The organism is Rikenella sp. (assembly GCF_056799795.1).
This window is the reverse complement of sequence record NZ_JBQIQO010000020.1, coordinates 1-26,684: the sequence shown is the minus strand read 5'-3', so window position 1 is coordinate 26,684 and position 26,684 is coordinate 1. Positions and strand designations below refer to the sequence as shown.

Here is a 26,684-nt window from a genome sequence, read left to right as displayed (position 1 = left end):
TACTTCGTTCCCACATCTCGAGTTGGTGTGGGAATGTCATTTTAATGGAAATGAAAACATTACGATTACTGATTGCCTCTTTGTCGTGTATCTGTCTGAACCTCTTTTCGGTTGCCGGACAAAATAAGATTACCGTCGATTTCGACGCACCCACACCCACGTTGAAAGTGACGAAAGTCGTTCCGCTGGAGACGAATAAAGAAACTTTCGTAGATCGGTTTTTCCGAGTACAAGCTACGGATCGGTATATTTTCGTTCAGGACCGGTTTCAAATTCTGATATTCGACTCAAACGGCAAATATCTGTCGAAAGTTCGGAATTTAGGACATGGCCCGCGGGAATACGTGGCGATAAAAGATTTTTGTTATCATAACAATTTGTTATGTGTTCTCCCATTGGGGGAACAAAAAATACAGCTCTATTCGTTGGCGGGAGACTATCTTCGCTCCATGTCGTTGAAAATTTCGGCAGATGCTTTATGGATAACGGATCGATTCAAAGCATTCAAATCCACCGCCGACCCGAAAGGCACACTGGCCGTCGCGCTTCCCTCCGGAAATAAGAGCATTCGTGCCGTTAAGCCTGTGTTGGCGAGCAAGACTTTCAGTATCGAGGCTCCCCGGCCTTTTACTCAGGGCGGCGGACAAGTGTTCTACTTGCCGGACTTTGTCTCGGCAGTTTATACCGTGGGGCCCCGGCCAGAAGATATCCGGAAAACGGAATTCGACTTCGGTACGCATACCATTACGCCGGACTATGTTGTAAAATTGGAGCAAAGAGAGATGTTCGAGCGACTCAAAAAAGACAAAATCGCCAGTTTCTTGAACTTCCATCCGACTTGGGATTGGTGGGGACTGGCATTCGCGATGGGAGAGGATCGATATTGCTGGTATTACCATCCGCAGAGCGGAAAACAATATATCAGTCGCCGAGACAATGGCTCGACGTCCAAATTGATCGTATGCTCCGTCGACAATCAGTTTGTGGAGGCGGTAGAGGCGGTGGAATTTCTCGAAAATCCCCGTTACGCTCCGTATAGAGAGGGGTTGCAAGTCGACGAAAACGACAACGCCGTCCTGATCTTCTACACCGTCGAATAGATTCCTTGTCGCACACGTCAACGGAAAAGACGCGAAATCACATAGTCCGAAATCAACCACCGCGCCGGAGGGATGGCCCAGCCGGCCGGGGTACGGAACAGATCGCCCGCCGCTTCGAAAACCGCACATTGCGTTTCGAGGCGGCGGGTCTCCGTTTCGCCGAAACGGGCCGAAAACTCGGCGGTGGAAAGGCCGGCGGCGGTACGCAGACGGGTCATCAGGTATTCGTTCTGAAGGTCGGTGTCGGTCAGGAGCTCCTCTTCGGGCGGAGTCCCGGACAGATAGAGCGGATTACTGGCTACGTTCCAGCTCCGCCGCCGAGAGCCGTCGTAGGAGTGGGCGGAGGGGCCGACGCCCAGATAGGGCGCGCCGAGCCAATAGGCGCTGTTGTGGCGGGCCCGATAGCCGGAACGGGCGAAGTTCGACACTTCGTAGTGTTCGAAACCGGCGGACTGCAACCGTTCGCGCAGGAGGGAGAAGTGTTGTTCGGAAACGGTCTCTTCGACGGGTGCGAGCCCCTGTTTGCCGAAAACGGTGCGGGGCTCGACGGTGAGGTGGTAGGCCGAAATGTGCTGCACAGGCAGGGCGACGGCCTGTGCCAGGTTTTCCTGCCACTCGCGCAGGGTCATACCGGGCAGGCCGTAAATCAGGTCGATCGTCAGGTTTTCGAAACCGGCGGCATGGGCGGCTTCGACGGCCTCGACGGCGGCACGGGCGGTATGGCGGCGGTTCATCCGTTCGAGGTGTCGGTCGTGGAACGACTGCACGCCGATGCTCAGGCGGTCGATGCCGATGTCGCGCAGGGCGGAAAGGTAACCGGGGGTCAGGTCGTCGGGGTTGGCTTCGAGGGTCACCTCTTCGAACCGGTCGACGGCCCACTGCTCCTGCACCTGAGCGACGAGCGGGGCGATCTCGCCGGGGGTGCAAACGGAGGGGGTGCCGCCGCCGAAATAGAGGGTCTCGACGCTCTGGGGGGCGACTTCGTCGCGGCGACGGGCCAGTTCGCGACGGATGGCTTCGATCATCTCTCCTTTCCGAGCGAGGGAGGCGCTGTGGTGGAAGTCGCAGTAGTGGCAGAGCTGACGACAAAACGGGATGTGTATGTAAATTCCGGACATGTAATCTCTCTTGGGGGTGTTCGTTGTGGCGGATTCTTTGTGACGGAAGCAGTCGGTTTTCGAGTGCCGGGCGGCGCGCCCCGGGCTTCCGCGAGAGGGACAATGGCGGACTGGTGGATGTCGGCAGCCACGGCTATTGCTGGTCGGCTTCGGTGAGCAGTATCTACGGTCGATTCTTGTGGTTCGGCACGCAGGGTCTAGGTTCCTGCCACGCGCACGGTCGCGCCTACGGTCTTCCGTTGCGTTGCCTCTCGGAATAAACGGGGGCAAATGCTTGCGGTTCGAAGAACCGCCCGGGCCGAAGCCTCCCCCTGCGGAGGCCCGCAACTAACGTTGCTGGGGCCCCGCAGGCTTCGACCCGTTTGGCAATACCTTATTCACGGTCAACCGAAGCGGGTCGGACACCCGGGAGGAACGACAACTCTCGACGCGCAAGCGGCGGGTTGCGGGCCTCCCGAGAGGAGGCGTCCGGCCCGCGCGACCCTAAAGGGTCGCAAAAGTTTGGGTAACAGTTCGCCCCATTCACCGTCCATGACTGTCAGGTTCGGGCTGCGCGCTCCCCGGGTGGGCCGAAGCCTCATTCGGCACCCCATTCTGCGAGATTCGTCCTCGGCGCGCCCCCCTCGCGCCGCTAAAGCGTCGCTCTTGCCGAGGACGGCGATTCTCTGAATCGCGCTACTCGCTCTTGGTTTAAGCGGGTCGCCGCCAGCGGTGACTGCAACGAGCCTCGTCGAGTTGCAGCCCACCGCGCGGGGTGGCGGCGAACTGCGCGGCTCAATGAGCCGCAGAAGCTCGGCTAAATGCCCGGCCAAAAGCAAGACCCAACTCACCGCCCAAATTCCAGCCCCATGCTCGGTCGGCGCGACTCGAAAACCGCAACCGGTTTTCGAGCCCGAAGAACAGACACAGCCCCAAGCTCGACCCAATTCTTCGCCCCGTGTCAGCCTCACTGCGGCTCCGCTTTCGCTCAGCACTTGAAAGATGGCCGGGTCTACTCCCAAACGTCGCCCGCGGCAATTCTTGCCGGATTGGCCAAGTGCCAACCGGCAGAATATGCCCTCTTAAGCGGGCGGGCGACGGATTTCGCGTACAGTTCTTTATTCGCGCGCCTTACGCGATTCATTCTGTTTCGGCTCACCACCGAAACAGTTGAATCGCTTCTTTAGGCGTGGCGCGCGTCTGTCCTACAGGAGGGTACTGCGCTCAGGCCGCGCAGGCCCCACGTCCCGTGGACGGGAAATGCTGACGCATTTCAACTGGCAGCCTCTACCACCGTTCTTCGTTCGCGCCGCTCAAAGCTTCGCTGAGCCCGAACGAACCAACGACTGATAACGGCGCGATGGAGATGGCAAGGGTTCGCCGCTAAAACCGTACTCCGACCAACGCGCGTCCACCCGCTCGATCACATCCGGCGACATCGTCACCACGTTCGGCCAGCCCCGTTCCACCTCCGAAGGCTTGAACCGGGCATCCAGCCTCAACACGCCTGCCGAAGTCACCGAAACATCCCGTCCCGGATCGGTATTCCCCGCCGCCAACCAAACCAAATCTTCGAACTCCAGCCCCGCCGACTCGACAAAATCGTCCCACACCACCTCGACCGGAATCTCCTCCCGCCGAGGCCGTTCGCCCCCCTCCTCTTCCAGTTTGCGGGTCAGATCGAGGCACAACTTGCCACCGAATCCCAGTTGCGGCGACGAGTGATCCAGCACGTCGAGCACCCCTCGCGAAAAAAGCGTATCCCGAGTCGGATCGAATCGATGAAGCCGTTCCCGAATCACCTCGCGGTACCCCTCGCCCGAAACGCCTGCCGCATCTTCCGCCGAAAGCATCACCAGAAACTTATTGAAACTCATCTGCCCTGCCCCCCACAACGCATGGGCCACTTTGAAAGCCTGGCCCGCATAACTCTTTTCGATCACGCACACCGCCAAATTGTGAGCCACCCCCGCCGGAGGCATCCACAGGTCGACCACCTCCGGAGCTACGGCCAAACGGATCGGCGCAAGAAATATCCGCTCGGTAGCCAGCTGAATCCAGGCATCCTCCATCGGCGGCACACCCACCAGCGTCGCCGGCCACACCGCATCGCGACGGTGGGTGATGCACGTGACATGGAACTGCGGGTAGAGGTCTTTCAGGGAGTAAAATCCCGTATGGTCGCCGAAATCGCCCTCGACTGCCTTCGGCTCGGCCGGGTCGACATACCCCTCGATCACGAAGTCGCAATCGGCAGGCACCCGCAGGTCGTTGGTCAGGCACTCGACCAGCTCGACCGGACGACGACGCAGAAATCCGGCCAACAGGTACTCGTCCATCCCGTCGGGCAACGGGGCGGTGGCGCAGTAGGTGTAGACGGGATCGCCCCCGAGGCAGACCGACACGGGCATCCGCTCGCCCCGCTTTCTATATTCCTGATAGTGCCGCTCGCCGGTCTTGTGGCGGTGCCAGTGCATCCCGGTGGTCCGGGGGTCGAATACCTGCATCCGGTACATGCCGACGTTCCGCACGCCGGTCTCCGGATCGACGGTGTGCACCAACGGCAGGGTCACGAACCGACCGCCGTCGTGGGGCCAGCATTTCAAGACGGGCAGTTTCGACAAATCCGCCGCCTCGCCTTTCAGCACCACCTGTTGACACTCGCCTTTGCGGGAGACGTTACGCGGCATCCACTGCGCCACCTCGCCAAGCAGGGGCAGCATCCGGAGCTTCTCCATCCATCCCGCTTTGGGCCGCAGGGCGTCGGAGAAGAGGGATTCGATCCGTTCGCCGACCTCCGCCAGCCGCTCGACGCCGAGGGCCATGCAAATCCGCCGCTCGGAGCCCATCAGGTTGGTGAGCACGGGAAAACCGGTGCCGGTATGCTCGAACAGCAGCGCCTTTCCTCCGCCGGGCTGTTTGGCCTGCCGGTCGGTCAGCTCGGCGATCTCCAGCACGGGATCGACGGGGACGGGAATCCGAATCAGTTCGCCGGCCTGCTCCAAGGCGCGGATGTATTCCGTTAAGTTTTTGTACATGGTCGATACATTGGTGGTTCAAAATTAATACTTTTGTAAAATAGTCTCAATCGTTACACCGTTTCCGAGTATGGCCAAACCGATCTACCTTTACAATACCCTGACCCGGCGCAAGGAGGAGTTCGCGCCGTTGCATGCACCGGCTGTGGGGATGTACGTGTGCGGGCCGACGGTCTACGGCGATCCGCACCTGGGGCATGTGAGGCCGGCGGTGACGTTCGACCTGCTGTTCCGCCTGCTGCGGTACGAGGGGTACAAGGTGCGCTATGTGCGGAACATCACGGATGTGGGGCACTTGGAAAACGATGCGGACGCGGGGGAGGACAAGATTGCGAAAAAGGCGCGGCTGGAGCAGCTGGAGCCGATGGAGGTGGCGCAGTACTATACCAACCGGTACCACGAGTTTATGGATCGGCTGGGGGTGCTGCGGCCGTCGATCGAGCCGCACGCGTCGGGACATATCATCGAGCAGATCGCGATGACGCAGGCGATTCTGGACGCGGGGTATGCGTATGTGAGCAACGGGTCGGTCTACTTCGATGTGCGGAAGTATGTGGCGGATGGCAACAATTACGGGATACTGTCGGGCAGGAATCTGGACGACATGCAGTCGGGGGGACGGTCGGAGGACTATGAGGGGGAAAAGCGTTTTCCGGCGGATTTCGCGCTGTGGAAACGGGCTGCGCCGGAGCATATCATGCGGTGGCCGAGTCCGTGGAGCGAGGGTTTTCCGGGGTGGCATATGGAGTGTTCGGCGATGGGGGCGAAGTATCTGGGCGAGACGTTCGATATTCACGGGGGGGGGATGGATCTGATGTTCCCGCACCACGAGTGCGAGATCGCGCAGTCGACGGCGGCGCTGGGACATGCGTCGGCCAGATATTGGGTGCACAACAACATGGTGACGATCGGGGGACAGAAGATGGGGAAATCCTTAGGGAATTTCATCACGCTGGAGCAGTTCTTCACGGGGGATCATGCGCTGTTGTCGCAGCCGTATTCGCCGATGGTGATCCGGTTTTTTATCCTTCAGGCGCACTACCGGTCGACGCTGGATTTCAGCGACGAGGCGTTGCAGGGGGCGCAAAAGGGGCTGGAACGGCTGATGAAGGCGTGGAATCTGTTGGCTTCGGGACGCATCGCTCCTGCGGCGGCTTCTACTATACCATCTCCTTCCGCTTTACTGGGCGAATGCGAGGAGGCGTTGTGCGACGACCTGAACAGTCCGGTGGCGATCGCCCGACTGTTCGACTGGGTGCGGCATGTGAATGCTTTGAATGATGGGACGCTCACGGCGACGGAGGCGGATTTACAAACTTTGCACACAGCATTCGACACGGTGCTGGGGACGCTGCTGGGCCTCTCTCTCTCTGCGGAGGGCGGGGCGGCTCCTGCCGCGGGCGGCAACGACCGATTAGGCGGGGTGATCGACATGATATTGGAGGTACGCCAGCAGGCGAAGGCGGCGAAGGATTGGACGACGTCGGACTTGATCCGGGACCGCTTGGCGGCGCTGGGCATACGAATCAAGGATCGAAAGGACGGGGCGGACTGGGAACTGGATTGATGGATTTAATCCGGGGCTTTAACCTCGGGAAACATTCGGCAGACACGGCCAAAGAACAGGGCCGTCGGCAGCTTGAGGATGCGTTAGCATCCGTCGAAAGTCTTTTTGGTTCTTTTTCTTCAGAAAAAGAACAGTACCAGCCGGAGCAATGACCAGACCGCGCGCCACGCCTTAAGAGGGAAATCGTCAAAATGTGCTGGCACGTTTTGACAAGATTTCCCTAGGCGCGCGAACAGAGAACGGGGGTAGAGGCTGCCAGTTGAAATGCGTCAGCATTTCCCGTCCACGGGACGTGGGGCCCGCGCGGCCCGAGCGCAGTACCCTCCTGTAGCCAAAGCCGCGCGCCCCGCCTAAAGAAGCGATTCAACTATTTCGGTGTGAGCCGAAATGATTGAATCGCGCAGGCGCGCGTTTGGTTGAGGTGGATCAAAGCTCGACCGCGCGCCACGCCTTAAGAGGGAAATCGTCAAAATGTGCTGGCACGTTTTGACAAGATTTCCCAAGGCGCGCGAACAAAGAACAACGCGCAAACACCGGCGCCCGCCCGCCTAAGAGGGCATATTCTGCCGGGTGGCACTCGGCCAATCCGGCGAGAATTGCCGCGGGCGACGGTTAGGCGTAGACCCGCCCCTCTTTTGAGTGCCGAGAGGCACCGGCAGAGCGAAAGCGGAGCCGCAGTAGGCGGACACGGGGCGGAGAACTGGGGCGAACTTGGGGCCGAGCTTGAGGGCGAGTCGGAGCCAGCGTGGCCGGAAACGAGCATCGCGAAGTTGCAGGCCTACGCCGGGGGTGGCTCCGGCCCGCGCGGTTCTGCGAACCGCAGGGTCTCGACCCTGTTTTTGTTCGCGCGGTTTAGTTTTGAGGGGACTGTTCCTTTTGTTCACAAAAGGAACAAAAAAAACTTTAGACGGATGCTGACGCATCCTCAAGCTGCCGATGGCACAAAGAACAGATAAACAAAATTATGCGATATATGAAACCGGAAGAAATCGACTGGAATAACCTCAAATTCGGATACACCCGAACCCCTGTGAACGTGCGATGCTACTGCCGAGACGGGCAATGGGGAGAGATCGAAGAACACGCCGAAGAGACTGTAACGATGCACATGGCCGCAACGGCGCTCCACTACGGGCAAACCGCTTTCGAAGGGCTGAAGGCGTTTCGCTGCCCGGACGGGAAGGTGCGGGTGTTCCGGATGGACGAAAACGCCCGGCGGATGCAGAGCTCCGCGGAATACCTGCGGATGGGGGTGCCGAGTGTCGAACTGTTCTGCGAAATGGTCACCCGCGTCGTGACTTTGAACAAGGAGTATATTCCGCCTTACGAGTCGGGCGGGTCGCTCTATATCCGACCGGTGATCGTCGGATCGGGGCCGCAGTTAGGGGTGAAGCCGGCCGGCGAGACGCTGCTGCTGATGTTCGTGAGCCCGGTGGGGCCGTACTACAGCGGGGGGATGAAGGGGATCAGCGCGATTATCGACCGGACGCACGACCGCGCGGCGCCGTTCGGAACGGGACATACCAAGGCGGGGGGAAATTACGGTGCGAGCCTTACTTCGGCGCTCGAAGGACACGAAAAGGGATATGACAGCGTGCTGTATCTCGATCCGGCACAGCATCGCTACATCGACGAGTGCGGGGCGGCGAACTTCTTCGGAATCCGGGTCGACGCGGCGGAGGAGGGCGGGCGGGCGCATTATATTACGCCGGCGTCGCACTCGATTCTGCCTTCCATTACGAACAAGAGTCTGCGGCAAATTGCAGCGGATTTCGGCATGGAGGTCGAAGCGCGGCAGGTGGAGCTCGACGAACTCAATACGTTCAGCGAGGCGGGCTGCTGCGGGACGGCGGCGGTGATTACGCCGGTCTCGACGATCTTCGACCCGGCGGACGGCAAAACCTATCGCTTTGGCGAGGGGGTGGGACTGTGGAGCAAGAAGCTGTACGACGAACTGGTGGCGATCCAGCACGGAGAGGTGGAGGATCGGCATGGGTGGAATACGGTGCTGGATTTATAGGCGATTTCGGCATAAAGGATTGTATATGCGAAGGGGCGGCTCCACCATCAGTGGAACCGCCCCCTCTTCATATACAAGCGGGAACTAAAATTCCGCATTCTTCGGCGTCCGCGGGAACGGAATCACGTCCCGGATGTTGGTCATCCCGGTCACGAAGAGTACCAGACGCTCGAAACCCAGTCCGAAACCGCTGTGCGGCGCGCTCCCGAAACGACGGGTGTCCAGATACCACTGCATCGAGTCGGTCGGCACGCCCATCTCTTCCATCCGGGCCACTAACTTGCCGTAGTCGGCCTCGCGTTCCGACCCGCCGATAATCTCGCCGATCTTCGGAAAGAGCACGTCCATCCCACGAACTGTCCGCCCGTCCTCGTTCTGCTTCATATAGAAGGCCTTGATCTCTTTCGGATAGTCGGTCATAATCACCGGCCGTTTGAAATGCTGTTCCACGAGGTAGCGTTCATGCTCGGCCGCCAAATCGGCCCCCCAGAAGACCGGGAACTCGAATTTCACCCCTTTCGCGTCCCGTGCCTCTTCCAGTATCCGGACCCCCTCGGTGTAGGTGAGCCGCACGAAGTCGTTGGCGGTCACGAACCGCAGCCGCTCGGTCAGCTCCTTGTCGTACATCTTTTCGAGGAAGGCGAGGTCGTCGGCGCAATGCTCCAGCGCATAGTTCACCAGATATTTGATGAAGTCTTCGGCCAGATTCATGTTGTCTTCGATCTCGTAGAAGGCCATCTCGGGCTCGACCATCCAGAACTCGGCCAGGTGCCGAGGGGTGTTGGAATTCTCGGCCCGGAAGGTCGGCCCGAAGGTATAGATCTGTCCCAGGGCCATCGCGGCCAGCTCTCCTTCGAGCTGTCCGGAGACGGTCAGGTTGGTGGGACGGCCGAAGAAGTCTTCGCTGAAATCGCTCTCGCCCGGCGCCAGCGTGGTCACGCGGAACATTGCGCCCGCCCCTTCGGCATCGGAGGCGGTGATCAGGGGCGAGTTCCAATAGTAGAATCCCCGGTCGTTGAAATATTTGTGGATGGCATAAGCCATGGCGTGACGGATCCGGAACACGGCGCCGAAGGTATTGGTCCGCGGACGCAGGTGGGCGATCTCGCGCAGAAATTCGAGGGTGTGCCCCTTTTTCTGCAACGGATAGCTGTCGGGATCTGCCGTTCCGTAGATTTCGATCTGCCGGGCCTGAATCTCGACGGGCTGGCCCGAGGCGGGCGAGTCGACAAGCGTGCCGGTCACTTTCAAACAAGCGCCGGTGGTGATCTCTTTGAGCAAGGCTTCGTCGAAGGCGGCGGTGTCGGCCACGACCTGTATATTATGAATAGTCGAGCCGTCGTTCAGGGCGATGAAGGCGACGTTCTTGTTCCCGCGCTTGGTGCGTACCCATCCTTTGGCCACGACTTCGACGTTCCGCTCGCCGGAGGCGAGCAACTCTGCTATTCTCATGGTTCGTACTGTATTATTTTAGACTTCCGTGTGAAAGGCGAAGATATGCAAAATTTCCGTATCTTCGTCAGGCGCCGGGCGGGTTTCGAACGACGGCGCGAGTCGGAATATGCAATTCAAAGATATTATCGGTCAGGAAGAGGTCAAACGACGGCTGCGCGAAACGGTGCGGCAGGGGAGGATCAGCCATGCGCTGCTCTTCACGGGGGCCGAGGGGACGGGGGCGTTGCCGCTGGCGCTGGCTTACGCCCAGTATGTGAACTGCCGCAACCGGACGGAGGAGGATTCGTGCGGGGAGTGTCCGGAGTGTTACCGCATGCAGCGGTTGGAGCATCCGGACTGCCACTATATCTACCCGGTGAATGCGTCGAAGGAGGCGGTGGCGACGGGGCGGGCGGACGAAAAACCGCGGAGCGAGCAGTTCGTGCACCTCTGGCGGCAGATGATTCCGGAGACGGGGGGCTATCTGACGGAGCAGGAGTGGTATGCGCGGCTGGGGATCGAGAATCAGCAGGGGATCATCAACAAGAGCGACGCGAACGAGCTGGTGCGACAGATGGGGTTCAAGGCGTTCGAGGGGGGATACAAGACGGTGGTCGTCTGGCTGCCGGAGCGGCTGCACGAGACGGCGGCCAATACGCTGCTGAAGCTGGTGGAGGAGCCGCCGGAACGGACGCTCTTCCTGTTCGTGAGCGTGGAGCCGGAGAAGATCATCGCGACGATCCGGTCGAGGACGCAGACGGTGGCGCTGGCGGGGGTGGCGGACGATCTGATCGCCCGGGAGTTGGTGGCTCGCCGGGGGATCACGGCGGAAGGGGCGGAGCAGGCGGCTTATCTGGCGCAGGGGAGCTGGGGGGCGGCGGTACGGCTGGCGACGGGGACGGAGGGGGCGGAAGGCGGTACGGCGGAGCATGGGGAGCGGTTCATTCGGTTGATGCGGCTGTGTTACCAGCAGAAGTACCTGGATCTGTTCAGCTGGGCGGAGGAGATGGCGCCGTTGGGGCGGGAGGTGCAAAAGCAGTTCTGCATAGCGGGGTTGGAGTTGCTGCGGGCGTGTTACCTGACGGGGATCGGTCTCCAGAGGCTGGCTTATACGAATCCGGCGCAGGAGCGGTTTTGTCAAAATTTCGCGCCGTATGTCTCGCATGCGACGGTCGAGGAGTTCGTGAGGGAGTTCGAACTGCTGTTGGGGCATATCCGCCAGAATGGCAATGCGCGTATCCTCTTCACGCATTTCGCGATGAGTATCTGCAAAATCATCGGGACGGCGAGGGCGGCGCTCAAGTAGCCGACGGGGAGGCGGGGGATGTCGGGCGAAACGGCCCCGGGCTACCGCGGGCATGCGTCGGGCGGGCTGAGCTATGTCTGTAGCCATGGTTACGTCTGGTCTGCTGCTGTCTGCGAGGCGAATGGCATGAACCTGAGTTTCAACGTAACGGGGGTCAATGCTTCCAGCCTGTATGGTCGGGCTGTCGGTTTTCTGTTGCGTTGCCTCTCGGAATAAACGCGCCCACAGGGCGTTTTGATGGCTGTGTCTACCCCAAAAGGGAGGCCGAGGCGGCCTGCTTTTAAATGCCGAACAGCGCGCCCCGGGCTTCCGCAGCTACGCCTCGGGCATACCGGTGAGCGTCGGCCAGGCCGGTTACAGTTGGGCTTCTACTGTCAGCGGAACCAATGGCATGCACTTGAGTTTCCACGTGACATACCTCTATCCCGGCAGCTCGCTCAACCGTGCCTACGGTTTTCAGTTGCGTTGCCTCTCGGAATAAACGCCGCGTGCCCGCGGTGGGCAATGGGCGGGAGCTGCCCCATATAGCCGAACTTTGTGCGGACGGACGCCCGAGAGGTACAGCAACTCTCAACGCGAAGCGGCGTGTTGCGGGCCTCCCGGTGGGAGGCGTCCGGCCCGCGCGACTCTGCGAGTCGCAGAAGCACAGCCCAACCCACGGCCCAAAGCACTGCCCCGTATCCGCCTCACTGCGGCTCCGCTGTCGCTCTGCCGGTGCCGCTCGGCACTCGAAAGATGGGTGTGTCTACTCCTAAACGTCGCCCGCGACAATTCTTCCGGATTGGCCGAGTGCCAACCGGCAGAATATGCCCTTTCAGACGGGCGGGCGACGGAGTTTTTGTGAGTGAGCAATTTTTTCGCGCGCCTGCGCGATTCATCCATATTCGGCTACCGCCGAAATAGTTGAATCGCTCTTTTAGGCGGGGCGCGCGGTTGCTTTGAAGTAATAAAGGCCGCCCGCCGTGGCGCAAACGCGTCCGCCGGGCGGGCGCACCCTTCGGGTGGTTTAATGGCAGCCTCTACCCCTGTTCTTTGTCCGCGCGCTGGCGGAAATCTTATTCAAACGCGAACTACGCGTTTGAATGATTTCCTTATCCAGCAGTCGCGCGCGGGTCGAGCTTTGGCCCGCCTCGAACTGTTCCTTTTGGCTTCGCGTTGCCTTCGGCTTCCTCGTGCTGCCTCGGCAAATCCCGCAAGCGGTCTCTGCTCTCGGTACGCTACTCGGTTCCTCCTCGCCGCTCGGCAATTTGCAAACTGCGTTTGCATTGCTCTCGCTGGCAGCGCAAAAGGAACCGAAAAAACTTTAGACGGATGCTTCGCATCCTAAAGCTGCCGACGACCTTAACCAATGCAGGCAGCCTCGGCCCCCACCTCTTTCCCACGCGGGAGAACTTTGATTTACGCTGAAAAACAACCTGAATATGAAAGGAATATACGCTGTCTTGCTTTTAGTCGTCTCGAACTCCTTCATGACGCTCGCCTGGTACGGACAACTCCGATTCAAATTTTTCCAGGGGCTGCCTCTCTGGGGAATCATCTGCATCAGCTGGTGCATCGCGCTGGTCGAATACATGTTCATGATCCCGGCCAACCGGATCGGATTCCAGGGAATGGGAGGGCCGTTCAGCCTGCTGCAACTCCGTGTCATTCAGGAGGTCGTCAGTCTGGTCGTCTTCGCTCTCTTCACCACCCTCTTCTTCAAAAACGAGGCGCTCAGGCTGAACCACCTGTTCGGTGCGATGTTTTTGGTGCTGGCCGTCTATTTTATGTTCAAGAAGTGAGGCGGCGCGGAGGGAAAAGTTTATATTTGCAGTCGGACTTATCTCAAAACAGAGCATACTTATGACGAGAAAACAGATACTTGCGCTGACTGTCGCAGCCGGATTGCTGGTCGGTTGCTCGGGCAGCGGGGTGACGATCCGAGGCGAAATCGCCGAAGGCGGAAAGAAACGGACGATCGTCGTCGAACGGATCGTTCCGGCAGGGGCACGGTTCGTCGATTCGGTGCGGACGGATCGGCATGGAAAATTCAACCTCTTTCTGGAACAGACGTCGAGCACGCCGGAGTTCTACTCGTTGCGGATTGCGGGCGGAGGCAGCATTCCGTTGCTGACGGAGGCGGCCGAAAAAGTCGTCCTGCGGATCGCGGATAGCACGGGGGCGGTGTACGAGGTGTCGGGATCGGAGGGGTCGGCGCTCGTGCAGGAGGCCAACGGCATTTTGCAGGAGACGGATCCGATCGCGCGCAAACAGGCGGCGGCGATATTCATTTCGCAACATACGGGCTCGCTGGCGGCGATCGTGCCGCTTTACCAAATTGCGACGGACGGGTCGTTCCTCTTCACGGATGATGCGACGGACGTGGTCTACTTCCGGATGGTAAGCGACTCGCTGAATGCCCGGTATCCGGGGTCGCCGTATGCGCAGGCGCTGGCGGCGGATGTGCAGAGTTTCGACAATGTGGCGACGGCGGGACGGATGGTCGAAGCGAATCGGGACAACGTGGTCTCGTTTCCGGACTTGGACATGCCGGATGTCTTGGGAAAGAGACGGAAGTTGTCGGAGTTGACGGGAAAGGTGATTTTGCTTTCGTTCACGGCGTCGAACCTGCCGGAATTGAAAATTCTAAACCGGGAGCTGGCGGAGGTCTACGAGAAATATGCGGCGCAGGGGTTCGAGGTCTATCAGGTGTCGCTGGACGCGAACAAGGCGCAATGGATCGGGAGTGTGGCGGAACAACGGTTGCCGTGGATTTCGGTATGCGACTTGCGGGGAGGGGACTCGCCGGCGGTGAAGCTTTATAATGTCCAAAAAATCCCGGCGAATTTCCTGATCGACCGCGAGGGAAACATCGTCCGGCGCAATGTGGCTTCGACGGGGATCGAGGGGGCGGTCAAGGAGTTGTTATAATCGAATTTCCGACTCTTTTTTGCATGCTCGGCCGGGAGGAATCCTATGGATTCCTCCCGGCTTCGTTTTTCGATCTCTCTCCGCCCCGGGCTACCGCACTACCACCACTGCTTCGGCATGGAGCATTGGCAACGAGGGCTCTGTTCGATCAGCTTCAGCAAACGGCATCGCCAGCGTCTATCTGCGCTTCGCCGTCAATGCTGTTCAACCCTGTTTCGCAGACTGCCGTGCCTACGGTTTTCCGTTACGTTGCCTCTCGGAATAAACGGGGCAGGCCCACGGTGGGCAAAGGGCTGGAGCTACCCTATTCGGACTTGACAGCGGGTCGGACGCCCGGGGTAACCGCAATTTTCGACGCGAAGCGACGTATTGCGGGCCTCCCGATGGGAGGCTTCGGCCCGCGCGACCCTTTAGGGTCGCAGAAGCAGTGCCTTGTTCGCCGTCCCATTCTGCGAGGTTCGTCCTCGGCACGCCCTCCTCGCGCCGCTAATGCGTCGCTCTCGCCGAGGACGGCGATTCCTCACGGAATCGCGCTATTCGCTCTCGGTTTAAGCGGGTCGAAGCCTGCAGGCCTAAAAGCAACGCCAGTTGCAGGCCTCCGCTGCGGGAGGCTTCGGTACGAGCGACCCTACGGGTCGCAAAAGCTCGGCCCAAATTCCGGCAACAGCACCCAATCCATCGCCCAAAGCTCCCCCCATGTTCAGCCCAACGCGGCGCGAAAAACAGACACGGGCCAAAGCACTGCCCAATTCTCCGCCCCGTATCCGCCTCACTGCGGCTCCGCTTTCGCTCCGCCGCGTTTGCCGTCGCCCGCTGGGATTTCATCTCGATTTTGCTCACCGCAAAACGAGTGAAATCCCCTTTTAGGCGGGCGGGCGACGGAATTTTTGCGCAGTTCTCTGTCCGCGCGCTGGCGGAAATCTTATTCAAACGCGAAACACGCGTTTGAATGATTTCCTACTTCAGCGGTCGCGCGCGGGAGAACTTTGTCCCGCCTGAAACTGCCCTGCGCGGGCAGCGTCCGGATGACCCCGGCGGGACGGAGCGATACTGCGATCGCTTAACCTGTTCGGCCCAGTTCTTCGATGCACGCCTTGCGCGATTTAACTATTTCGGCTCATCGCCGAAATAGTTAAATCGCTTCTTTAGGCGGGGCGCGCGGTTATTTTTAAGTAATAAAGGCCGCCCGGCGGGCGCACCCTTCGGATGATTTAATGGCCGCATCTACCCCCGTTCTTTGTCCGCGCGCTGGCGGAAATCTTATTCAAACGCGCATCACGCGTTTGAATGATTTCCTTTTCCAGCAGTCGCGCGCGGATAGGCTTTGAACCGCCTCGAACTGTTCCTTTTGGCTTCGCGTTGCCTTCGGCTTCCTCGTGCTACCTCGGCAAAGCCCGCAAGCGGTCTCTGCCCTCGGTACGCTACTCGGTTCCTCCTCGCCGCTCGGCAATTTGCAAACTATGTTTGCATTGCTCTCGCTGGCAGCGTCGGTTGTGAACAAAAAGAACCAAAAAAACTTTAGAGCGCATCCCTACGGGATGCTATGGCCGGGTCTAACCGCACGCGCAAAACCGTAGCAGACTCTACCCTAGTCTCCGTCTACCCACAGAATCCCCCAAAACATCGTTACAGCCGCCTATAAACAAAAGCCGCCGCCGCGACAGAGCGCGGTGGCGGCATAGTCTGAAAAAGGCCCAAAAACCGTTACGCCTTAATAAAACCTTTCGCCAACAGATACTGCGCGATCTGAACCGCGTTCGTCGCAGCACCTTTCCGAAGGTTGTCCGCCACGACCCACATGTTCATCGCCCGAGGGTTCGAGATGTCCCGACGCAGGCGTCCCACGAACACTTCGTCGTGGTGCTGGGCCGTCACCGCCATCGGGTACTCCGACCGCTCGGGACAGTCCACCACCGCAAGCCCCGGGGTCTGTTCGAGCAGCGCGCGAACCTCTTCGATGGTAAAGTCCTTCACCGTCTCGACGTTGATCGACTCGGAGTGGCCCCCCACAACCGGCACCCGGATCGCTGTCGGAGAGACCAGAATCGAATCGTCGCCGAAAATCTTGTGGGTCTCGTTGACCAGCTTCATCTCTTCCTTCGTATAGCCGTTTTCGGTGAACGAGTCGCACTGCGGGATGCAGTTGCGGTCGATCACGTGCGGATAGATCATCGGGCCGTCCATCACTCCGTTCCGTTCGTTCTCCATCTGGGTCACCGCCCGCATCCCCGTGCCCGTAATCGCCTGATAGGTCGAAACCACGATCCGGCGAATCCCATACGTCCGGTAGATCGGAGCCAGGGCCATCAGCATCTGGATCGTCGAACAGTTCGGGTTGGCGATAATGCGGTCTTCGGGGGTCAGGACGTCGGCGTTGATCTCGGGAATCACCAGCTTTTTGGTCGGATCCATCCGCCAGGCCGAGCTGTTGTCCACCACATAGCACCCCGCCTCGGCGAACCGGGGAGCCCAGTCCAGCGAAACCTGGCCGCCGGCCGAGAAGATCGCCAGCGCGGGCTTCATCTCCAGCCCTGTCTGAGGAGTCACGACCGTCCACTCGCGACCGCCGAACGAGACCTTTTTACCCGCCGAACGCTCCGAGGCGATCGGAATCAGCTCCGTGACCGGAAAATTGCGCTCTGCAAGCACCGCCAACATGCGTCCGCCCACCAGACCGGTGGCGCCGAATACTGCTACTTTCATATCTGTGTGTCTTTGTTTTCGTTCCGATTGAAAGTCCGTCCGAAGTCCGGACGGAGCGACAAAGGTACGTTTTTTCGGGTCGGGTCGGCACGAAAAAGGGACGTTTGTTGAATTCTTAACATATTTATCCGAAATCGATTATTTTCCCGTCGCGCCGGAAGCAAATAGTTCCTTATCTTTGCATGCGGGCGTGTGGCGGAGGCGCGCCCGATCATCCATTCAATCGCTATGTCGAAAACTGCGCTCATCACGGGAGTCACGGGGCAGGACGGCGCCTATCTGGCCGAGTTCCTGCTCCGGAAAGGATATGTCGTACACGGAATCAAGCGGCGCGCTTCGTCGTTCAACACCGAACGGATCGACCACCTCTACGAAGACCCGCACGTGGACGGACAGCGGTTCGTGCTCCACTACGGGGACATGACCGACTCGCTGAACCTCACGAAGATCATTCAGGAGGTGCAGCCCGACGAGATCTACAACCTCGCGGCGATGAGCCACGTCAAGGTCAGTTTCGACACGCCGGAATACACGGCCAACGCCGACGGGATCGGCACCCTGAGGCTGCTGGAGGCAATCCGGCTGCTGGGCCTGACGGAGAAGACGCGCATTTATCAGGCCTCCACGTCGGAGCTCTACGGGCTGGTGCAGGAGGTGCCGCAGTCGGAAAAGACGCCGTTCTATCCGCGCAGTCCTTACGCGTGTGCCAAGCTCTACGCCTACTGGATCACGGTCAACTACCGTGAGGCCTATGGGATGCACGCCTCGAACGGGATTCTCTTCAACCACGAATCGCCGGTGCGGGGCGAGACGTTCGTGACGCGCAAGATCACGCGGGCGGCGGCGCGCATCGCGCTGGGGATGCAGGAGCAGACCTATCTGGGCAACCTCGGCTCGACTCGCGACTGGGGGCACGCCAAGGACTACGTGGAGGCGATGTGGCTGATTCTGCAACAGCCGAGGCCGGACGACTATGTGATCGCCACGGGGGTGACGACTTCGATCCGGGAGTTCCTGCGGATGACGTTCGCCGAACTGGGGATCACGGTCGAGTTCTCGGGCGAGGGGATCGACGAGGTGGGGACGATCGCGGCAGTGGATGCGGCTAAATTTACCGAAGCGGTGGGCGAAGAATACCTGGCGGCGATCGAACGGCGGATCGGCTCGCGGGTGGCGAGCGTAGACCCGCGCTACTTCCGGCCGACGGAGGTGGAGGCTTTGATCGGGGACGCGACCAAATCGCGCACGGTGCTGGGCTGGACGCCGAAGTACGACTTGCCGGCGTTGGTGGCGGATATGGTGGAGTCGGACATCCGGCTCTTCAAACGCGATGCCTATCTGCGGGCAGGGGGATTCACCGTAAACAGCTATTTCGAATAACCAAACTCTCATACATCATCTTTCATGAAATCGATTCTTACCGTTTGTACGGCGGTGCTGGCGATGAACTTCGTTTCGGCATCGGACGCTCCGAAAGCGAAGAAACAGAAGACGCAAAAGGCCGATACGGCTTACGTGTTCACGGACGTGACGGTGGTGCCGGTCACGCCGATCGACAACCAGAGCAGCTCGGGCACCTGCTGGAGCTTCGCCGGGACGGGGCTTTTGGAAAGCGAGGCGCTGCGGCAGGGGAAAGACACGCTCGACCTGTCGGAGATGTGGATCGTGCGGCACACTTACCTGGACAAGGCGATCAAATACGCCCGCACGCACGGGACGTCGGCTTTCTCGGCGGGGGCCAATACGCACGACGTGCTGACCATCCTGCGCAACCACGGCATCGTGCCGCAGGAGGCTTACGCCGGACTGCGGTACAGCAGGGACAGCGTGCACCGGCACGGTGAGCTGGATGCGGTGCTGGCGGGGTATATGGCGGCGGTGATCAAGGCGCCGAATCGGTCGTTGTCGCCGGTGTGGCAGGAGGGGCTGAACGGCATTCTGGACGCCTACCTGGGCGAATGCCCCGAGAAATTCGTCTATAAGGGCAGGGAGTATACGCCGAAGTCGTTCGCCGAGGCGATGGGGATTCGGGCGGACGATTTCGTGTCGTTCACCTCGTTCACCCACCATCCGTTCTACACGCGGTTCGCGGTCGAAATTCCGGACAACTGGGCGTGGGAACCGGCGGCCAATGTGCCGGTGGACGACCTGATCCGGATCATCGACACGGCGCTGGCGCAGGGCTATGCGGTGAACTGGTCGGCGGACGTGAGCGAAAAGGGGTTCCGCTACAACGAGGGCTTCGCGATCGTGCCGGTGGACAAGCCGGAACAGGTGGCGGGGTCGGATATGGCGCACTGGACGGGGCTCACCAAAGAGCAGCTGGCCAAGATGTCGCGCCGGATCACGGGGCCGATGCCGGAAAAGACCATCACGCAGGAGATGCGTCAGGAGGCGTTCGACAACTACGAAACGACGGACGACCACGGGATGGTTATTGTCGGGACGGCGCACGACCAGTGGGGCAATAAGTTCTATAAGGTCAAAAACTCGTGGGGCGAGACGGGCAAGTACAAGGGATTCTTCTATGTTTCGGAACCTTACGTGCGGTACAAGACGATGAACATCATGGTCAATCGCGCGGCGGTGCCGGAGGAGATCGCCGGACGGTTCGACCGGTTGTAGTATGTCGGTCGTGTGCCGGGAAAGGCGCGGCCGATCATTTCGGAACGGGGGAGTGTGGCGCTCTCCCGTTTTTGTCTTCCGGCCGACGCATTCTGGCACGCCGATTGCCGGAGGATCTTTTCCGATCCGACCGACCGGGAGGATGTAACTTCGGGCCGTTTCGCACGTCAAAGAAGTAAAACGCAACTACCGCTATGAAAAAATACCTCATACCGCTGCTTCTGGCCGGATGGACGGCAGGCAGCGTCGCGGCGCAGAACGCAGGCTACGTAGACGATCTCTACCGCGGTTCGACGCGGGCGAGCCGGGCGGAGCAACAGCAGCTCCGCGAGAACCGCCGGGCGGCCCGGATCGCGGAGTCCGAACGGAGGCAGGCGCAACAGATGCCGGCCCAGTGGACGCCGAACCGGCCGTCTCAGCCTGCGGCGCCGACGACTGCCGCGGCGCAGGGAACGCAACGGGACGAACTGGTCACGTCGTTCGACGACGCGCTGCAACGCCGGATTTCGGCCTATCGCAACTACCGCGAGATGGACGACGACTATTGGAAGCTGATGGAGGGCTTCCACCGGACGCTCTCGGGCCGGTACGATCCGGATCTCTACAACGTGATCACGTTCGGTAACGACATGTGGGTCGAACCGACCTACATCACCGCCCTCTTCGACGGGAGCGACCCCTCTGCGCGGCTGCGCACCAAGGAGCTCTGGGACGACGACCGCAGCGGCCGGAGCAATGTGAACATCACGCTGAACGTCTCGGCGGGGAGCGGATGGGCAGATCCGTGGAACGCTTACTGGTATTCGCCGTGGAGTCGGCCGTGGCGGTGGAACTCCTATTATTACGGCACGTGGGGCGGCCCTTACTGGAGCTGGAGTTGGAACTGGGGGCCTTCTTGGAGCTGGGGGCCTTCTTGGAGCTGGGGCCCGTCATGGAGTTGGGGACCCGGCTGGGGACCCTCCTGGGGTTGGGGCCCGGGATGGGGGCCTGCCTGGGGGCCGGGTTACTATCCGCCGCCCGCTTGGGGCGGGCCCGGCGGGGGCAGACCGAGACCGATCTACTGGGGAGACGGCCGACCGGCCGGAAGACCGACCTATCGGCCGGGTAACGGGCCGAACGGAGCGGGGGGCAGGCCGACCTACTCGGGCGGCTATCGCCGCAACGACAACGGTACGGGCGTAACGATCAATCAAGGCGGCGGTACACGGCGGCCGGCAACGACGGGCACTCCGGCGGCGACGATCCGACCGGGCGGCAGCAACAACCAGTACACGCCGCAAGGCACGACCCGACCGGGCGTGAACGGCAACGACGGTTACCGGAGACCGGTGAATACGGATCGTTCGTACCGGCGCGAAGTCCGTCCGAACACGACACCGGCCGAGCGGCCGCAACGCTCGGTGCAACGCTCCGAACCGACCCGGACGCCGGCGGTATCGCCGTCGCGACCGGCGGGCGGCAGCTACGGCGGAAGCGGCTCGGGCGGAGGAGGAGGCTACCGGCGACGGTAACCCGACCGAAACGAGCGCCGGTCATCACAACCTGACGTATCAACTAACGGACATGATAAGACGATGAAAAGGAATCTCATACTCTCCGCCTGTCTGACGGCGGGCGCGCTGGCGACCGTATCGGCGGCCCGGGCGCAGGGGCCCGAAGAGCTGCTCCTCTTTTCGCGCCAGAACTTCGGACTGGCCACCGCCCGGACGGCGGGGATGGGAGGGGCTTTCACCTCGCTGGGGGCCGACGGGGCCTCGATGAGCCTCAACCCGGCGGGGATGGCGATGTACAGCCGAAGCGAGCTGGCATTGAGCCCCGGGCTCCGGATATCGGCACAGAAGGCCGACTACCGAACGCCGAACGGGAATCTGGACAAGCACCTCAACCGGGTAAAGGCCAATATCGGGAACTTCTCGATGGTCTATGCGGGGAACAACTTCGCGATCGGTTTCGGGATGAACCGTCTGGCTGACTTCAACGGTCGAAGCCGGGCGATCAGCTTCGACGACCGGACGGCGCTGGGCGAGGGGTTCTCGATCGGCGACATGTTCGTCGAACAGCTCTACGGCATCCCGGCTTCGACGATCGGGGCGCCGGAAAAGGACATCTACAAAGCTTTCTACGACTATCCGCCGGCTTTGTGGGGAGCGATCATGGGCTATCAGGCGGGGCTCTTCGACCCGGTGGCGGGTACGGGGGGAGACGGGCAACCGCCGCAGCAATACACCACCCGGGGGATGATTCAGGAGGGAACGCTGCTCTTTCCGGAGTGGTATCGCCGGACGGCGGGGGCGATCAACGAATATACGATCAGCGGGGGGTATAATTTCAAGGACATCTTCTACATCGGGGCGACGCTGGGGATTCAGGACATCTACTACAGCCGCGTGGACACCTACTCGGAGATCACTTCGGCGAATAACGTGGGGCTGCTCTCGACTTACTACAACCAGGCTTACGACCTGTCGGGCGTGGGGGTCAACCTGAAGGTGGGGGCGACGGTGAGGCCGGTGCCGTGGCTGCGGATCGGGGTGGCTTACCACTCGCCGACGTGGATCGGCATGACGGACGAATATGCGGCGGACATGACGGTCAATTACACCCATTCGATCGGGGGCTACGACTACGGTTTCAGCGATACGCCGATCCAGCGGCAGGAGTATCGCATGCGGACGCCGTCGCGGCTGATGGCGGGGGTCTCGGCGACGATCGGGACGGTGGGGATCGTGAGTGTGGATTACGAACGGACGTGGTATCAGCACATGAAGTACACGTCGGATGACTATCGGGACATCAACACGGGGATCGGGGAGACCTACGGGCCGACGGATGTGATCCGGGCGGGGGTGGAGTTCCAGCCGGCGCGGTCGCTCTTCCTGCGGGCGGGGTACGGCTACAGCACGTCGGTCTATCGGGACGATGCCTATGCTTCGTTCGGCGAGTATCAGCAGATTTCGGGCGGGATCGGTTTCCGGAACCGGTCGGTGAGCGTCGATCTGGCTTACGTCTACGGCAAGGCGAACGGGATGCCGTACAAACCGTTCGACTACACGTCGGAAGACGGCTATCGGGTGGCTACGGAGGGGACGATCTACACGAAGGAGCGGTATCACAATGTGATTCTGACGATGGCGTTCCGGTTCTGAGGGTCGGGGATTTAAGAGGCTTGCACGCTGCACATTTTCCACGGGGGACTCACCGCGAGTCCCCCTTTTTATTGCCGCCGGCGGAACTATTATTTTCGAATTATTTTAGAAATAAATATTGCCGATTTCGATTCTTTTGAATTGTATTTGAAGTGTGATTTCTCTGAAAACCTTCGGAAAGACACGCTTTTTATTTACCTTTAATTTTTGAAGTCATGAAGAAAATGACCAAAATTCTGCTGGCCGCCGGCGGCGCAGCCCTGATTTGCGGCGGAGCCGTGATGACCTACCTGAAAGCACAAACCCAGCAACCGGAAATGTCGGATTTGACCCTCGCCAATCTGGAAGCGATGGCTTTGTCCATCGAAGACGGTGAAAATATCGGTGGAGCAGCACGGTGGATTGTGAAAATCATTGATCAATATGGGTCTAAAACCTGCAATCCAGGTGGTGCGGATTTCTGTACTTTTTAAAAGATAAAAATCGATATTGTAAAAGATTCCCTTACATTTGTAGGGGAATCTTTTTGTTCCAAAATTGACAAAAATAAAGATGAAACCTTTTTTCTTCAGCCTGTTCGGATTGATTCTCTTCGCCTGCGGCAGCAAGCCGCAGCAGACCGCCTCGGAACAGATCACCATCGACTTCGACGCCCCCGAGCCCACCCGGAAGATCGAGAAAGTCGTCCCGCTCGAAACGAACTCCGAATCGCTTTACGGTCGGTTCTTCCGGGTGAGGACGACCGACACCCGCATCTTCGTACAGGACATGCAACAGATTCTGGTCTTCGACGCGAACGGAAAATACCTCTCGAAAGTAGACCGCGTGGGCCACGGGCCGCAGGAATATATCACCATCTCTCATTTCTGGCCTTACAAAGACGAACTATACGTAGTGGCTGGTCGAAGCGAAAAAAATTCTGGTCTACTCTTTTTCCGGTCAATATTTGAGAAGTATCGACGTAGGTTTTCAGGAAGACGCCATAGCGGTCATGGAAGACTATATAGCCTCCCAGTCTACGTATAACGAAGCCGGGACACTGGTCGTTACCGACCGCGACGGGAAAATTCGGTATGAGACCATTGCCCCCATCCTGCCGATAACTACATTTACCATCAGCTCCCTTTTCCCGTTTACCGAAGCCAACGGACAACTCTATTATTTTCCGGATTTCGCCTCGGACATTTATACAGTCGGCCCCGACTCCTCAGACGTAAAACGCATCCACCTCGATTTCGGGCCGCATACTGTAACGGCGGAATATATCAGTACTCTGGGAGATTGGGACGACGTTGATCCGGACGAACAAATGGCCGCCGATTATAAAGTTTCTTTCCCGAACTTCAACCCGAGCAACCGTTGGTGGGGCATGACCTTCTCGCTGAGCGGTAAGGAATACACGTGGTACTACGATCCGGAGACCGGCGCCCAGCGCATTGCCGCAGCCGAAGGGACGATCGCCGTGAAGCCGATCGCCTGCGCCACCGAACACGGCTTCGTCGCCTCGGTGGAGGCCGCCCGTTTTCTGGAAGACCCGCAGTACGCCCCCTGGCGCGATAGCGTACAAGTCGACGAAAACGACAACGCCGTACTGATCTTCTATACCATCGAATAGCCCTCCCTCCCGCCCCACCTCCGCCGCTTTGCGATAGCGCACAGCGGCGGATTTTTGTTTATCTTTGCCCCATCAAGCACGAAACAACAGAGATATGGCAAAAGAGCTCAAAGACCTCACCTCGCGCCAGGAGGACTACAGCAAATGGTATAACGAATTAGTCGTCAAAGCCGGCCTCGCCGAGAACTCCGCCGTCCGCGGCTGCATGGTCATCAAACCCTACGGCTACGCCATCTGGGAGAAGATGCAGCGCGCCCTCGACGACATGTTCAAAGCCACCGGCCACGTCAACGCCTACTTCCCCCTCTTCATCCCCAAATCCTTCTTCTCCAAAGAAGCCCACCACGTCGAAGGATTCGCCAAAGAGTGCGCCGTCGTGACCCACTACCGGCTCAAGAACGACCCCGACGGGAAAGGCGTTATCGTCGACCCCGACGCCAAACTCGAAGAAGAACTCATCGTGCGTCCCACCTCCGAGACCATCATCTGGAACACCTATAAGAACTGGATCCAATCCTACCGCGACCTCCCCATCCTCTGCAACCAGTGGGCCAACGTCGTCCGTTGGGAGATGCGCACCCGCCTCTTCCTCCGCACCGCCGAATTCCTCTGGCAGGAAGGCCACACCGCCCACGCCACCAAAGAAGAAGCCATCGCCGAAGCCCGGAAAATGATCGGCGTCTACCGCGACTTCGCCGAACAATGGCTCGCCCTTCCCGTCATCGTAGGCCACAAGAGCGACAGCGAACGCTTCGCCGGCGCCGACGACACCCTCACCATCGAAGCCCTCATGCAAGACGGGAAAGCCCTCCAGAGCGGCACCTCCCACTTCCTCGGCCAGAACTTCGCCAAAGCCTTCGACGTCCAATTCGTCAACAAAGAAGGCAAAATGGACTACGTCTGGGCCACCTCCTGGGGCGTCTCCACCCGCCTGATGGGCGCCCTCATCATGGCCCACTCCGACAACAACGGCCTCGTACTCCCCCCCAAACTCGCCCCCATCCAAGTCGTCATGGTACCTATATATAAAGGACCCGACGAACTGCGCGCCATCGTCGACAAAATGGAACAAATCGCCGCCGAGCTGAAATCCAAAGGCATCAGCGTCAAGATCGACGACCGCGACAACGTGCGGAGCGGCTTCAAATTCGCCGAATACGAACTCAAAGGCGTCCCCGTGCGCCTCGCCATCGGCCCGCGCGACCTGGCGAATGGGACGGTGGAACTCGCCCGGCGCGACACCCTCACCAAAGAGAGCGTCCCCGCAGCAGGCATCGCCGACCGCATCGAAAAACTCCTCGCAGACATTCAGCAAGGGATCTACGACAAAGCCCTGAAATTCCGCGATTCCATGATTACCAAAGTGGACACCTACGACGAATTCAAACGCGTACTCGAAGAGAAAGGCGGCTTCCTCCTCGCCCACTGGGACGGCACCCCCGAAACCGAAGAGCAGATCAAAGCCGAGACCAAAGCCACCATCCGCTGCATCCCCGTCGACGCACCAGCGGAAGAGGGGACTTGTATCGTCAGCGGCAAACCCTCCCACCGGCGCGTCCTGTTCGCCAAAGCCTACTAATTTCCCTTATAGAATAGAGAAACCCCTCGCGGCCGGAAAAATTTTTCCGGCCGCATTTATTTGACAAACAGCAGAGTAGAGCAGTGCTCCAAGAAAAACGCAAAAATATTTCACAAAATATTTTGCGGAATACAAAAAAGCACATACCTTTGCATCCGCAATCGAGAAAAACAGGGGCGCCGGCGGGTGCGAGCGTAGGGAGTGTGAAAAAAAAGTTTTGGTCGATTGAAAAATTTGACATACCTTTGTAATCCCTTTTCGCCCGAACGGCGAAAACGGGACTTTGAAAAAGAAATATGAACCTTCGGGTTTCAGTTCTTTGAATTACTGTGAAAAGTTTAATGATAATTTGTAGTGTAGTACAATTTGTCAATTCCTGATTCCGGCGCCGCGAGGCGAACCGGAACGAGAAGAAATCGGTCGGGACACTCGAAAAATTGTTTTTTTTACAATGGAGAGTTTGATCCTGGCTCAGGATAAACGCTAGCGGCAGGCCTAACACATGCAAGTCGAGGGGCAGCATATAGATTGCTTGCAATCTATG

General features: G+C 59.5%; 23 protein-coding genes and 1 rRNA gene. 20 read left to right on the top strand and 4 right to left on the bottom strand.

Annotated elements, in window-relative coordinates; genetic code table 11:
• The first annotated feature begins 44 nt into the window (after positions 1-44).
• A complete protein-coding gene (locus ACTO3O_RS06170) occupies positions 45-1,100 on the top strand; it encodes a DUF4934 domain-containing protein (RefSeq protein ID WP_297830553.1) in 1,056 nt (351 codons plus the stop codon).
• Positions 1,101-1,117: 17 nt separating this feature from the next.
• Here ACTO3O_RS06170 and hemW read toward each other — a convergent pair whose 3' ends face one another.
• Complete coding sequence (gene hemW, locus ACTO3O_RS06165; protein WP_297830551.1) at positions 1,118-2,218, bottom strand: radical SAM family heme chaperone HemW; 1,101 nt, start codon at positions 2,216-2,218, stop codon at positions 1,118-1,120.
• A 113-nt stretch (positions 2,219-2,331) separates the two neighbouring features.
• Between hemW and ACTO3O_RS06160 the strand changes: the two genes are divergently transcribed.
• Entirely contained in the window at positions 2,332-2,478 is a 147-nt protein-coding gene (locus ACTO3O_RS06160) for a hypothetical protein (protein WP_297830549.1), read from the top strand.
• A 1,032-nt stretch (positions 2,479-3,510) separates the two neighbouring features.
• On the opposite strand, the gene ACTO3O_RS06155 is transcribed toward ACTO3O_RS06160, so the two are convergent.
• A complete protein-coding gene (locus tag ACTO3O_RS06155; RefSeq protein ID WP_297832841.1) occupies positions 3,511-5,235 on the bottom strand; it encodes a menaquinone biosynthesis decarboxylase in 1,725 nt (574 codons plus the stop codon).
• 70 nt (positions 5,236-5,305) lie between these two features.
• Here ACTO3O_RS06155 and cysS point away from each other — a divergent pair, with 70 nt between their 5' ends.
• The 3 genes from cysS to ACTO3O_RS06140 all read left to right on the top strand — a co-directional run bounded on the left by cysS (position 5,306) and on the right by ACTO3O_RS06140 (position 8,822).
• Complete coding sequence (cysS, locus tag ACTO3O_RS06150; RefSeq protein WP_298081165.1) at positions 5,306-6,802, top strand: cysteine--tRNA ligase; 1,497 nt, start codon at positions 5,306-5,308, stop codon at positions 6,800-6,802.
• Positions 6,799-6,954, top strand: coding sequence for a hypothetical protein (locus ACTO3O_RS06145; RefSeq protein ID WP_482596576.1), 156 nt, complete (start codon positions 6,799-6,801; stop codon positions 6,952-6,954). The genes cysS and ACTO3O_RS06145 overlap by 4 nt, the downstream gene beginning before the upstream one ends.
• Positions 6,955-7,766: 812 nt before the next feature.
• Positions 7,767-8,822 carry a branched-chain amino acid aminotransferase gene (locus ACTO3O_RS06140; RefSeq protein ID WP_297832173.1) on the top strand — a complete coding sequence of 352 codons (1,056 nt, stop codon included), beginning with the start codon at positions 7,767-7,769 and terminating at the stop codon, positions 8,820-8,822.
• A gap of 84 nt (positions 8,823-8,906) precedes the next feature.
• Here ACTO3O_RS06140 and asnS read toward each other — a convergent pair whose 3' ends face one another.
• Positions 8,907-10,274: an asparagine--tRNA ligase gene (gene asnS, locus ACTO3O_RS06135; RefSeq protein ID WP_294594597.1), complete on the bottom strand. Its 1,368-nt coding sequence runs from the start codon at positions 10,272-10,274 to the stop codon at positions 8,907-8,909.
• Between the two features lie 109 nt (positions 10,275-10,383).
• Between asnS and ACTO3O_RS06130 the strand changes: the two genes are divergently transcribed.
• The 6 genes from ACTO3O_RS06130 (at position 10,384) to ACTO3O_RS06105 (ending at position 15,604) form a co-directional block, all read left to right on the top strand.
• Positions 10,384-11,562 (top strand): DNA polymerase III subunit, encoded by a 1,179-nt coding sequence (locus tag ACTO3O_RS06130; protein ID WP_297832177.1) that lies wholly within the window; start codon positions 10,384-10,386, stop codon positions 11,560-11,562.
• A gap of 18 nt (positions 11,563-11,580) precedes the next feature.
• Positions 11,581-11,778 (top strand): hypothetical protein, encoded by a 198-nt coding sequence (locus ACTO3O_RS06125; protein WP_297832180.1) that lies wholly within the window; start codon positions 11,581-11,583, stop codon positions 11,776-11,778.
• Positions 11,779-11,896: 118 nt separating this feature from the next.
• Positions 11,897-12,043, top strand: a complete 147-nt coding sequence (locus ACTO3O_RS06120) for a hypothetical protein (protein ID WP_298081110.1) — start codon at positions 11,897-11,899, stop codon at positions 12,041-12,043.
• Positions 12,044-12,983: 940 nt separating this feature from the next.
• Positions 12,984-13,343 carry a DMT family protein gene (locus ACTO3O_RS06115; RefSeq protein ID WP_294594903.1) on the top strand — a complete coding sequence of 120 codons (360 nt, stop codon included), beginning with the start codon at positions 12,984-12,986 and terminating at the stop codon, positions 13,341-13,343.
• A 61-nt stretch (positions 13,344-13,404) separates the two neighbouring features.
• Positions 13,405-14,472, top strand: a complete 1,068-nt coding sequence (locus ACTO3O_RS06110; protein WP_297832183.1) for a peroxiredoxin family protein — start codon at positions 13,405-13,407, stop codon at positions 14,470-14,472.
• Positions 14,473-15,421: 949 nt separating this feature from the next.
• Positions 15,422-15,604, top strand: coding sequence for a hypothetical protein (locus ACTO3O_RS06105; protein WP_298081107.1), 183 nt, complete (start codon positions 15,422-15,424; stop codon positions 15,602-15,604).
• Between the two features lie 572 nt (positions 15,605-16,176).
• On the opposite strand, the gene ACTO3O_RS06100 is transcribed toward ACTO3O_RS06105, so the two are convergent.
• Positions 16,177-17,175: an aspartate-semialdehyde dehydrogenase gene (locus ACTO3O_RS06100; protein WP_297831396.1), complete on the bottom strand. Its 999-nt coding sequence runs from the start codon at positions 17,173-17,175 to the stop codon at positions 16,177-16,179.
• 228 nt (positions 17,176-17,403) lie between these two features.
• Here ACTO3O_RS06100 and gmd point away from each other — a divergent pair, with 228 nt between their 5' ends.
• From gmd to ACTO3O_RS06055, 9 genes are all read left to right on the top strand, one after another.
• Complete coding sequence (gmd, locus tag ACTO3O_RS06095; protein WP_297831392.1) at positions 17,404-18,555, top strand: GDP-mannose 4,6-dehydratase; 1,152 nt, start codon at positions 17,404-17,406, stop codon at positions 18,553-18,555.
• Positions 18,556-18,579: 24 nt separating this feature from the next.
• Positions 18,580-19,800 carry a C1 family peptidase gene (locus ACTO3O_RS06090; protein WP_297831389.1) on the top strand — a complete coding sequence of 407 codons (1,221 nt, stop codon included), beginning with the start codon at positions 18,580-18,582 and terminating at the stop codon, positions 19,798-19,800.
• A gap of 194 nt (positions 19,801-19,994) precedes the next feature.
• Positions 19,995-21,311, top strand: coding sequence for a hypothetical protein (locus ACTO3O_RS06085; RefSeq protein WP_297831386.1), 1,317 nt, complete (start codon positions 19,995-19,997; stop codon positions 21,309-21,311).
• A gap of 63 nt (positions 21,312-21,374) precedes the next feature.
• On the top strand, positions 21,375-22,946 hold the full coding sequence (locus tag ACTO3O_RS06080; RefSeq protein ID WP_297831383.1) for an OmpP1/FadL family transporter: 1,572 nt from the start codon (positions 21,375-21,377) through the stop codon (positions 22,944-22,946).
• 215 nt (positions 22,947-23,161) lie between these two features.
• A complete protein-coding gene (locus ACTO3O_RS06075) occupies positions 23,162-23,419 on the top strand; it encodes an NVEALA domain-containing protein (protein ID WP_297625209.1) in 258 nt (85 codons plus the stop codon).
• Positions 23,420-23,498: 79 nt separating this feature from the next.
• Positions 23,499-23,972, top strand: coding sequence for a DUF4934 domain-containing protein (locus ACTO3O_RS06070; RefSeq protein WP_297831378.1), 474 nt, complete (start codon positions 23,499-23,501; stop codon positions 23,970-23,972).
• Positions 23,893-24,561: a 6-bladed beta-propeller gene (locus ACTO3O_RS06065; protein WP_297831375.1), complete on the top strand. Its 669-nt coding sequence runs from the start codon at positions 23,893-23,895 to the stop codon at positions 24,559-24,561. The genes ACTO3O_RS06070 and ACTO3O_RS06065 overlap by 80 nt, the downstream gene beginning before the upstream one ends.
• A gap of 94 nt (positions 24,562-24,655) precedes the next feature.
• Positions 24,656-26,140, top strand: coding sequence for a proline--tRNA ligase (gene proS, locus ACTO3O_RS06060; protein WP_297831371.1), 1,485 nt, complete (start codon positions 24,656-24,658; stop codon positions 26,138-26,140).
• A gap of 448 nt (positions 26,141-26,588) precedes the next feature.
• Positions 26,589-26,684: ribosomal RNA gene (locus ACTO3O_RS06055) — 16S ribosomal RNA — on the top strand; the annotation flags it as partial.